Annotated in this window: 12 protein-coding genes; 2 read left to right on the forward strand and 10 right to left on the reverse strand. The window is 61.8% G+C overall.

The window, feature by feature from the left end; genetic code table 11:
• The first annotated feature begins 255 nt into the window (after positions 1-255).
• Both RT028_RS18420 and RT028_RS18425 read left to right on the forward strand, forming a co-directional pair.
• Positions 256-825 (forward strand): SPOR domain-containing protein, encoded by a 570-nt coding sequence (locus RT028_RS18420; protein ID WP_312936653.1) that lies wholly within the window; start codon positions 256-258, stop codon positions 823-825.
• A gap of 87 nt (positions 826-912) precedes the next feature.
• Positions 913-1,338, forward strand: coding sequence for a GTP pyrophosphokinase (locus RT028_RS18425; protein ID WP_312936655.1), 426 nt, complete (start codon positions 913-915; stop codon positions 1,336-1,338).
• Positions 1,339-1,353: 15 nt separating this feature from the next.
• Here the strand turns inward: RT028_RS18425 and RT028_RS18430 are convergent, their stop codons facing one another.
• The 10 genes from RT028_RS18430 to RT028_RS18475 all read right to left on the reverse strand — a co-directional run bounded on the left by RT028_RS18430 (position 1,354) and on the right by RT028_RS18475 (position 8,930).
• Positions 1,354-1,596: a DUF1654 domain-containing protein gene (locus RT028_RS18430; RefSeq protein WP_312936656.1), complete on the reverse strand. Its 243-nt coding sequence runs from the start codon at positions 1,594-1,596 to the stop codon at positions 1,354-1,356.
• A 76-nt stretch (positions 1,597-1,672) separates the two neighbouring features.
• Entirely contained in the window at positions 1,673-2,233 is a 561-nt protein-coding gene (locus tag RT028_RS18435) for an NUDIX hydrolase (protein ID WP_312936657.1), read from the reverse strand.
• 2 nt (positions 2,234-2,235) lie between these two features.
• A complete protein-coding gene (locus RT028_RS18440) occupies positions 2,236-2,988 on the reverse strand; it encodes a GntR family transcriptional regulator (protein ID WP_312936658.1) in 753 nt (250 codons plus the stop codon).
• Positions 2,989-3,076: 88 nt separating this feature from the next.
• Positions 3,077-3,466 (reverse strand): carboxymuconolactone decarboxylase family protein, encoded by a 390-nt coding sequence (locus RT028_RS18445; RefSeq protein WP_312936659.1) that lies wholly within the window; start codon positions 3,464-3,466, stop codon positions 3,077-3,079.
• A gap of 136 nt (positions 3,467-3,602) precedes the next feature.
• Complete coding sequence (locus tag RT028_RS18450) at positions 3,603-4,088, reverse strand: flavin reductase family protein (RefSeq protein WP_312936661.1); 486 nt, start codon at positions 4,086-4,088, stop codon at positions 3,603-3,605.
• 14 nt (positions 4,089-4,102) lie between these two features.
• On the reverse strand, positions 4,103-5,584 hold the full coding sequence (locus RT028_RS18455; protein WP_312936663.1) for an aldehyde dehydrogenase: 1,482 nt from the start codon (positions 5,582-5,584) through the stop codon (positions 4,103-4,105).
• On the reverse strand, positions 5,581-6,414 hold the full coding sequence (locus RT028_RS18460) for an alpha/beta fold hydrolase (RefSeq protein ID WP_312936665.1): 834 nt from the start codon (positions 6,412-6,414) through the stop codon (positions 5,581-5,583). Before RT028_RS18460 ends, RT028_RS18455 begins: the two co-directional genes overlap by 4 nt.
• 59 nt (positions 6,415-6,473) lie before the next feature.
• Positions 6,474-7,070, reverse strand: a complete 597-nt coding sequence (locus RT028_RS18465) for an amino acid synthesis family protein (RefSeq protein WP_312936666.1) — start codon at positions 7,068-7,070, stop codon at positions 6,474-6,476.
• A gap of 234 nt (positions 7,071-7,304) precedes the next feature.
• On the reverse strand, positions 7,305-8,348 hold the full coding sequence (locus RT028_RS18470; protein WP_312936668.1) for an LLM class flavin-dependent oxidoreductase: 1,044 nt from the start codon (positions 8,346-8,348) through the stop codon (positions 7,305-7,307).
• Positions 8,349-8,444: 96 nt separating this feature from the next.
• Positions 8,445-8,930, reverse strand: coding sequence for a flavin reductase family protein (locus tag RT028_RS18475; protein WP_312936670.1), 486 nt, complete (start codon positions 8,928-8,930; stop codon positions 8,445-8,447).
• Between the last annotated feature and the right edge of the window lie 408 nt (positions 8,931-9,338).

A 9,338-nucleotide genomic window follows, 5' to 3' on the forward strand; every position in this document is an offset into this window, starting at 1 on the left:
CACCACCTTGACATGGTGGGGGTCGTTGGTTCGAGTCCAATTGTGCCTACCAAATAAAGTCCCGCTCGGCGGGCAGTTAAAGGGCGATCCGAAAGGGTCGCCCTTTTTCGTTGTGCTCACGCTGAGGCGCGCCGCGGCATTGTGTCGCGCCTCGGTAGAGCGCCCATTCCTCATGGCCTCGTCGTTGAGGTCAGGTGGCCAGTGCCTCACGTCGGGCATGGTAGAATCCGCCGCTTGGAAACGGGAGATAGACGCGTGCGAAAACTGGCATTGGTAGCAGTGGCACTGGCCTTGGTCGGCTGCGAGAACGAAATCGAAGGGGTGCACAAGCAAGTTGCAGAGCACCTGAGCAACCCCAAGACCGCCAAGTTCGCCAACGTGCGGATGGACACCCAAGGCACCGTGTGTGGGCAGGTGCGTGGCAAAGACGACCTGGGCCAGTTCGAAGCGTACCGCAGCTACGTTGCGATCAAGCATGACGGCCAGTACGAGGTGATCGTCGATGACACCGGCAGCAATCTGAAAATTCGTGAAGTCTGTGGCGGTGCGGACCTGCAGCGCCGCGCAGAAGCGGTGGCTGATCACCCGGCGCCCGACGGATGGGATGTCGAAGTGATTCAAGGCGCGAACATGGGCGCGCTGAGTGACATGACTGCCCGTCTGATCGAGAAGGGCATTCCCTCTTCGGTCGAATACCGTGCTGGCAAGCCAGTGGTGCTGATGGGGCCGTTTTCGAGCAAGGCTGAAGCTGAGGTACGCAAAGCCGATGTCATGGCGCGGCTGGGCACTGACTCAGTGGTGATTCAGCATGGCATCGCACGTTGAGCCTATCGACCTGCACATGCACGGCTCGCATGGAGCGTGTCCTCCCAGCTATGCTTGAACGTGCATATGCATAAGCGGGGAGGCCTCATGTCTACACTGGAAAAGGCCATTGTCATCGCTGCCATTGCCCATGACGGGCAGGTCGACAAAGGTGGTTCAGCCTACATCCTGCATCCGCTGCGGGTAATGAAGCGGATGTCTACGGCCGAAGAACGCATCGTTGCCGTGCTGCACGATGTGATCGAAGACACCCGCCTGAGCCTTTCCGATCTTGCTCGCGAGGGCTTCAACCTGAAGATTCTTGCCGCGCTGCTGGCGCTCAGCCGTCGGGCCGACGAACCCTATGAAGATTTCGTGGTGCGCCTGGGCAGCGACCCATTGGCGCGCGCGGTCAAGTTGGCGGACCTTGCCGATAACAGCGACCTGACCCGCATCCCCGAACCGGGGCCCGCCGACTGGCAGCGCCTCACGCGCTACCGCCAGGCCAGTGCTTACCTGCAAGCGCTGGTGTAGGCGCAACCAGGCGATTCAGTCATCTTTGGGCACGGTCCAGAACACCTGCACTCCGCCATCGTCGCGGTGCGCCAAGGTGACATTATCGTTTTCCGCAATCTCTTCCAGCAGGGTTTCCCAGTCTTGCGCGGACTCATCGGCCTGTCGAAAGATCAACGCCGCCCGGCTGCGTTGAGCGATAGGGCCGTTGATGATCTTTTGAATGCGGGTGCCCAGTTGGACATAGCTGCTGGGGGTCTGCGACGCGGTGCTGGCCATGAAAGGCTTCCTTGGTGGCTGTATGTGCGTACAGTATTTCAGCTGACGCAGTTGCGCAAGCCTGGCACTACGCCTATCAGCGCATGAAGTGCACTTTCCCGGTGTCGTCGTTGCCCATGTACATGCCGTACACCCCAGCTTGACGCTCGAGAATGTAGCGCTCCAGGATTTGCCGGATGGCGGGGTAGTAGATCTCGTTCCAAGGGATTTCATCAGGCTCGAAGAACCGGTACGTCAAGGTCTCCGGGCCGTACTCGCCGGTTTCCTCGACGGTCATGGCGCGGAAAATGATGTACACCTCGCTGATCTTCGGCACGCTGAAGATGGAGTAGGGCGAGACGATCTCGGCGCGTACCCCGGTCTCTTCCCAGACTTCGCGCAAGGCCGCGTCTTCGGTGGTTTCACCGGCCTCCATGAAGCCGGCTGGCAGTGTCCAGGTGCCCGGCCGCGGCGGGATCGCGCGCTGGCACAGCAGGTACTTGCCTTCGCGCTCGATGATGCAGCCGGCGATGATCTTGGGGTTTACGTAGTGAATGTAGCCGCACGCGCAATGGAGACGCTCGTGGGTGTCGCCGGCGGGAACGCCCCGAACCAGCGCCTGGGTGCAATGAGGGCAAAAGCGCGGGGCGTTGGGCATGTTCAGCGGCCTATGCGAGGAGCCTTGAGCGTGAAGGGTTCGGCAATGGGGCGTATCTGCGTGGTGTCATCCTGCTTCTGGCGCAGGTAATCCAGCGCCACGGCAGCGGCGGCGCGGACATGATCCACCGATGCCTGATGCGCCGCTTGTGGGTCGCCACTCTTGATCGCCTCGACGATCTTTTCCATCTCGCGATTGCTCGCGCCGCGACGATTCTGCTGCGACACGGACGTCGCGCGCAGGTAGCTGATGCGCGCCTGCAATTGGCGCAACTGCTGCGCGGCGACACGGTTGCCCGAGCCTTCGAGCAGCACATCGTAGAAGCCTTGCACCGATTCGAGCACCTGCTGCAGTTCGCCTTGTTCGAGCGACTCGCGGTTCTCTTCCAGTGCCCGTTCCAGGGCGCGGATGTCCTTGCTCTTGGCGTTGAGGGTGAACAACTGGACGATCAGGCCTTCGAGCACGCAGCGCAGTTCATAGATATCGCGGGCGTCTTCCAGGGTGATGATGGCCACGCGTGGCCCTTTGGCGTCGGCGAACTCCACCAGACCTTCGGATTCGAGATGGCGCAAGGCTTCGCGCACCGAAGTACGGCTCACGCCAAGGCGGTCGCAGAGGTCGCGCTCGACCAGGCGGTCGCCCGGGAGCAGATGGAAGTTCATGATCGCGCCGCGCAGCTTGTCGAGCACGATTTCGCGAAGGGTGACGGGGTTGCGGTTGACCTTGAAGCTGTCGTCGAGGGGCTGGCGTTTCATCAAGTGCGCTCTAATAGAGGCTGTGCGCCAACATCACGAAAGCACCGGAACCCCGTGTGCTTCCTGCAGTGGTTCAAACAGCCCGTTGTTATCGGGTTGGCTCGGCATCGGCTTCGGCAAAGGCCTCGCGGGCGAGGCGGAAGCTGTCTACCGCCGCGGGCACGCCGCAATAAATGCCGACCTGGAGCAGGATCTCGCGAATCTGTTCACGGCTCAGGCCGTTGCGCAGCGCGCCGCGGATGTGCAGCTTGAGTTCGTGGGGGCGATTGAGCGCGGAAATCATGGCCAAGTTTATCATGCTGCGCTCTTTGAGCGACAAGCCATCACGGCCCCAGACATGGCCCCAGCAGTACTCGGTGACCAGCTCCTGCAGAGGCTTGGTGAATTCGTCAGCGTTCTGGATCGAGCGGTTGACGTACTCCTCGCCAAGTACCTGGGTGCGAATCTGCAGGCCTTTCTCGTACTTCTCGTTGCTCATCTGCGGTGCTCCAAAACAAAACGGGGGCCACAACCGAGGGTGAGTCGCGTAGCCCCCAAAAGGGTGTGCAGTGTGTAAGAGGGCGCCTGAAGCGGCAACTGCCTGCCGCGGCCAGCGAACACCTGCACAGGGTAGATCAGCCCAACGGCGGCAGCGCGCCGAGTTTGCCGCGGTGATAGACCATTGGTGTGACCGGCTCGGCCGGCAGCACCAGATTCTTCACCGCGCCAACGATGATGGCGTGGTCGCCACCGTCGTATTCACGCCACAGCTCACATTCGATGATCGCCGTGGCCTTGGGCAGCAGCGGGTTGCCCAGCTCGCTGAGGTGCCACTCGATGGCCTTGGCCTTGTCCTTGCCTTTGCCCGCGAAGGCATAAGCTTCGGCGGTTTGTTCAGCAGACAACAGGTGAATCGCGAACTTCTTGCTGTCGCGCAGGATGGGGTAGGTGTCCGATGCATAGTTGGGGCAAAACAGCACCAGCGCCGGATCGATCGACAGCGCGCTGAACGCGCTGGCGGTGATGCCGACGATGCCGCCGTCGGCGTCCAGGGTGGTGACCACCGTGACGCCGGACGGGAACGAGCCCATCACGTCTTTATAGATGCCAGGTTCGATCATCGGGGCATTACCTCTTAGCGCATCACGAAGGGGTCGGGCATCGGCGCGGTGGACAGGTTGATCCACACGGTCTTCAGCTCGGTATAGGCGAGCACCGAATCGATGCCACTTTCGCGGCCATAGCCGCTGTTCTTGAACCCACCGATCGGTGCCATGGCGGAAACCGCGCGGTAGGTGTTGACCCAGATGATACCCGAGCGCACGTCGCGCGCCAGCCGGTGAGCGCGGCCCAGGTCGCGGGTCCAGATGCCGGCGGCCAGGCCGAACTGCGAGTCGTTGGCCATTTCCAGGGCCTCTTCCTCGGTCTTGAAGCGGATCACCGCCGCGACCGGGCCGAACACCTCTTCTTGCATGATGCTCATCGAGTTGCTGTCGCACTCGAACAGGGTCGGCTCGTAGAACCAGCCATCACCCTCGACCTCGGCACGCTTGCCGCCCAGGTGCAGCTTGGCACCTTCGGCCTTGGCCGCAGCGACCAGGCCTTCGACCACGGCCAGTTGCTGGGCAGTAGCCATGGGGCCCATTTCGCTGGTCTCATCCTGCGGGTTGCCGATGCGGATGCGCTTGGCGCGCTCGATCAGCCGGCTGACGAATTCGTCGAAGATCTCGTCTTGCACCAGCAGGCGCGAACCGGCCACGCAGCTCTGCCCGGAGGCGGCATAGATGCCGGCGACTGCACCATTGATGGCGCTGTCCAGGTCGGCGTCGGCGAAAATGATGTTCGGCGACTTGCCGCCCAGTTCCAGCGACAGCTTGGCGAAGTTCTCGGCGCTGCTGCGCACCACGTGGCGGGCAGTGGCCGCGCCGCCGGTGAAGGCGATCTTGCGCACCAGCGGATGGCGGGTGAGGGCAGCGCCGGTGGTCGGGCCGTAGCCGGTCACCACGTTGACCACGCCAGCGGGGAAACCGGCTTCCAGCGCCAGACGCGCCAGTTCGAGGATGGTCGCCGAGGCGTGCTCGGACGGTTTCAGCACAATGGTGTTGCCCGCCGCCAACGCTGGCGCCAGCTTGATCGCGGTCAGGTACAGCGGGCTGTTCCACGGGATGATCCCGGCGACCACGCCGATCGGCTCGTGCACGGTGTAGGCGAACAGGTCGGGCTTGTCCAACGGCAAGGTGCCGCCTTCGAGCTTGTCGGCCAGGCCTGCGGTGTAGTGGAAGAACTCGGGCAGGTAACCGACCTGGCCACGGGTTTCACGGATCAGCTTGCCGTTGTCACGGCTTTCCAGCTGAGCCAGGTGCTCTTTGTTCTCGGTGATCAGGTCGCCCAGGCGACGCAGCAATTTACCGCGCGCAGTGGCGGTCAGACCGCGCCAGGCCTTGCTGTCGAAGGCACGCTGGGCCGATTGCACGGCCAGCTCCACATCGCTTTCGTCGGCATCGGGCAGTTGCGACCAGGCTTGCGCAGTGGCCGGGTTGAGGCTGTCGAAGGTCTTGCCGCTTTGCGCGTCGACCCATTGGCCGTCGATGCACATCTGGAAACGTGTGAGGGTCATGCAACAATCCCCTTTGCGGATTCGTTGAGGGTGCGCGCTTGCTTGAGGAAGTCCAGCAGCATCTTGTTGACGTCACGCGGTGCTTCCACCGGCATCATGTGGCGCTGCTCGGCAAGTACCACACTGTGCGCATTCGGGATGCGCGCCGCCAGCTGGCGGGCCATCGCGGGCGTGGAGCCGGCATCCAGCTCGCCGGTGGCGATCAGGGTCGGCGCCAGAATGCTGCCCAGGTCGTCAGCGCGGTACATGTCCTGGGTGGCGAACAGCGAGTAGGTGGTGTGATAACCCTGCGGGTCGTTCTGCGCCAGGGTCTGGCGGATCGCGGCGACCTGCGCGGGGTTGGCAGCCTTGTACTCACGGCTGAACCAGCGGTCCAGGGCGGCGTCGACATTGGCGTCCGGGCCCAGCACGGCGGCTTGTGCGGCGCGTGCGACGACACCGGCACGTTGCTCGGCAGAGCGATTGAACACGCTGTTGAGCACAATCAGAGCCGACACGCGTTGGGGGTAGTTCAGCGCAAAGGCGCGAGCCACCAGACCGCCCATGGAAAACCCGATCACGGTGGCCTGGGGAATCTGCAGGTGGTCAAGCAGCTCGGCCAATTGCTCGGCATAGCCTTCCAGCGGCGTGTCGGCGGCCGGCACGCGGCTCTGGCCGTGGCCGAGCATGTCGTAGCAGATGACGCGGTGTTCGTTGGCCAGGCCAACGACCTGCCCGCCCCACATTTCCTTGTTCAGGCCCACGCCGTGGATCAGTACCACGGGATGCCCCTGGCCTTGGCTCAGGTAGCTGGTCCCGGCCGGCGTACGTTCAGCGACAGGCTGAATCATGGATGACGCTCCTTGCAGGCCGGCGCATTCAATCGTCACGCCGGCCCGTCTGGTTATTGTTATTGAGCGTTGGCTTTCTCGGCAGCCAGTTCTTCCAGGTCGATGTAGCGGTTGCCGATACGTGGGTGCAGGCGGCCGCCGTCGGCAGCGCCCAGAACCACGACGATCTCGTCGGCACGCGGGGCGTCTTCGATCTGCATTTCCAGGGTGATGTAGTGCGAACGCAGGCCTTCGTCGTCCTTCTGCATCATCGGGATCTGGATCGAGGTGCCAGGGCCGCCGCGCTTGTTGGTGAAGCTCAGGTAGCTCTTGGCTTGTACCGCTTCACGGTAATGGTTGCCGAAACGCAGGGTGTGGATCACGGCCGAGGCGTGTTCGATTTCACCATCGGCGCCGACCACGGCGGCTTTGCCGTAGGCCTCGATCTTGTCCGCGCCGCCGATGGCAGCAATCAGACGCTCGACCATCAACGCGCCCAGTTCCGAGCAGTTGGCCCGGATTTCAGGCTTCAGATCATCAACGAAACCGCGACCCGCCCACGGGTTTTTCATCACCACGGCCAGGCCGACCATGGTCACGGGCTTGTCGGTGGCCTTAAAGCCTTCGATGCGGGTTTCTTCGGAGTAGGTGACGATCTTGCGGATTTCGAAACTCATGAGCGGCTCCTGAGGAGGTTATCGGGTCTTGTTGTCTGATGGTATACCATAATATTTGTTCTGCAAGTGCTTGCCGCGAAAATCCCGACCATGCATGACCAAAGGTCTACTGCTTTGGTGTTGTGCAACTGATCTGTATCGCAGGTCACCATCACCTGCATAAAAAAGCCCGCACCGGGAGACCTTCAGGTCTCCAGAGCGGGCACATCCTGCAATCATTCAGGCAATGGGAATTCAGGCGAAGGCTGGCACGACGTCCTTGATGAACAGCTCGAGGGACTTTTTCTTCTCGGCGTGCGGCAGGCTGTTGTCACACCAGAAGCTGAACTCGTCGACGCCCAGTTCCTGGTAGTACTTGATGCGCGCGATGATCTCTTCAGGGGTGCCGATCATGGTGTTCTTGCGGATGTTGTCCAGCGCGAACGCCGGTACTTCGGCGAACTTCGACTCGGGGCTGGGTTCCAGGAAGCCATTCACTGGCGTGGTCTTGTTGCCGAACCAGGCATCGAAGGTGCGGTAGAAGCGCGAGATGGCCTCGGCGCCGATCTTCCAGCCTTCTGGCTCTTCCGGGCTGTGCACGTGGGTGTGGCGCAGCACCATCAGTTGCGGGCGTGGCACGTCCGGGTTGTTATCCAACGCGGCCTGGAACTTGTTTTTCAGGTCCAGCACTTCTTCGTCACCCTTCATCAGCGGGGTGACCATCACGTTGCAGCCGTTTTTCACTGCAAAGTTGTGTGAATCCGGGTCGCGAGCGGCGATCCACATCGGCGGCATGCCGGATTGGACAGGCTTGGGCACGCTGGTCGACAGCGGGAACTTGTAGACCTCGCCTTCGAAGGCGTAATCGCCTTCCCACAACTTGCGGACCACCGGCACCATTTCGCGCAGGGCCTTGCCGCCATCGGTGGCGGGCATGCCATTGGCCATACGGTCGAACTCGAACTGGTAGGCGCCACGGGCCAGGCCCACTTCCATACGACCATTGCTGATCACGTCGAGCAGGGCGCATTCACCGGCTACGCGGATCGGGTTCCAGAACGGCGCGATGATGGTGCCGGCGCCCAGGTGGATGGTCTCGGTGCGCGCGGCCAGGTAGGCCAGCAGCGGCATGGGGCTGGGCGAGATGGTGTATTCCATGGCGTGGTGCTCGCCGATCCATACCGTGCTGAACCCGCCTTTTTCGGCCATCAGGGTCAGTTCGGTGAGGTCTTCGAACAGCTGGCGGTGGCTGACCTTGTCATCCCAACGTTCCATGTGCACGAACAGCGAAAATTTCATGGGGTATTCCTCGACGCGTGAAAGGTGTCGTCTGCCAGGGCAGACGTCAGGGAGCTCGCCAGGCGCACCCGGCGCCGGCGCTATAGAGAGAAGGAGTCAGGCGAAAGCGGGCAGGCTGGCCATCTTGCCGCGGCAGTAGATCATTGGCTGCTGCGCCTGCTCGGGCACGATCAGGTTCTGTACCTTGCCCACCATGATGGCGTGGTCACCGCCCTCGTATTCGCGCCACAACTCGCACTCGATGACGGCAGTGGCACCGGCCAGAATCGGGTTGCCCAGCGCGCTCAAGGTCCACTCGATGCCATCGGCCTTGTCTTTGCCCTTGCGTGCGAACGCATAGGCTTCGGCCTGCTGCTCGCCTGAGAGCAGGTGGATGGCAAAGCGCTTCTGCTTGATCAGCACTGGGTAGGATTCAGAGGTGTAGTTGGGGCAGAACAACACCAGCGGCGGTTCCATCGACAGGGACGAGAAGGCACTGGCGGTCAGCCCGACGATCGCGCCGTCGTCATCCAGGGTGGTGATGACGGTGACGCCGGAAGGGAACGAGCCCAAGACGTTTTTATAGACGGTTGCGTCGATCATGGCAGGGTCCTCGAAGGGGTAGCGGTGAGCCGCTTTTTATCGTTGATGTGTCTGATGGTATACCGTAATACCCATATTGCAAGCATAAATTTCAGGCGTCTGAAAAACATGATGGGCGGCGCAAGGCCCCTGTTTACGTGGGCTGTAGAGAAATCCATACAGTTTGAGCAGCGTGCTGAAACGGATCAGTCGCAGAGATTTTCAACGGATCAGTGTTGTCAAAAAGTTGGAATACCATAATATGGTCTTCAGCTGAGAGGCCGCCCCGACGCGGTTTCCTACAACGATAAAAACGACCTCCGAGCTCAAAAACTATGTCCCAGCCGTCTTCGCAAAAGCAGTTTGTCGAAAACCACACGGTCGATTACGTTCCACCTGCCGAGCGCCATGGGAAGGCGCGCGACCTGT

The organism is Pseudomonas sp., from assembly GCF_032058845.1.
Lineage (GTDB): Bacteria > Pseudomonadota > Gammaproteobacteria > Pseudomonadales > Pseudomonadaceae > Aquipseudomonas.

Coding starts and splice junctions, on each gene's coding strand:
- RT028_RS18425 (WP_312936655.1), top strand. CDS start 913: ATGTCTACACTGGAAAAGGCCATTGTCATCGCTGCCATTGCCCATGAC.
- RT028_RS18430 (WP_312936656.1), bottom strand. CDS start 1,596: ATGGCCAGCACCGCGTCGCAGACCCCCAGCAGCTATGTCCAACTGGGC.
- RT028_RS18435 (WP_312936657.1), bottom strand. CDS start 2,233: ATGCCCAACGCCCCGCGCTTTTGCCCTCATTGCACCCAGGCGCTGGTT.
- RT028_RS18440 (WP_312936658.1), bottom strand. CDS start 2,988: ATGAAACGCCAGCCCCTCGACGACAGCTTCAAGGTCAACCGCAACCCC.
- RT028_RS18445 (WP_312936659.1), bottom strand. CDS start 3,466: ATGAGCAACGAGAAGTACGAGAAAGGCCTGCAGATTCGCACCCAGGTA.
- RT028_RS18450 (WP_312936661.1), bottom strand. CDS start 4,088: ATGATCGAACCTGGCATCTATAAAGACGTGATGGGCTCGTTCCCGTCC.
- RT028_RS18455 (WP_312936663.1), bottom strand. CDS start 5,584: ATGACCCTCACACGTTTCCAGATGTGCATCGACGGCCAATGGGTCGAC.
- RT028_RS18460 (WP_312936665.1), bottom strand. CDS start 6,414: ATGATTCAGCCTGTCGCTGAACGTACGCCGGCCGGGACCAGCTACCTG.
- RT028_RS18465 (WP_312936666.1), bottom strand. CDS start 7,070: ATGAGTTTCGAAATCCGCAAGATCGTCACCTACTCCGAAGAAACCCGC.
- RT028_RS18470 (WP_312936668.1), bottom strand. CDS start 8,348: ATGAAATTTTCGCTGTTCGTGCACATGGAACGTTGGGATGACAAGGTC.
- RT028_RS18475 (WP_312936670.1), bottom strand. CDS start 8,930: ATGATCGACGCAACCGTCTATAAAAACGTCTTGGGCTCGTTCCCTTCC.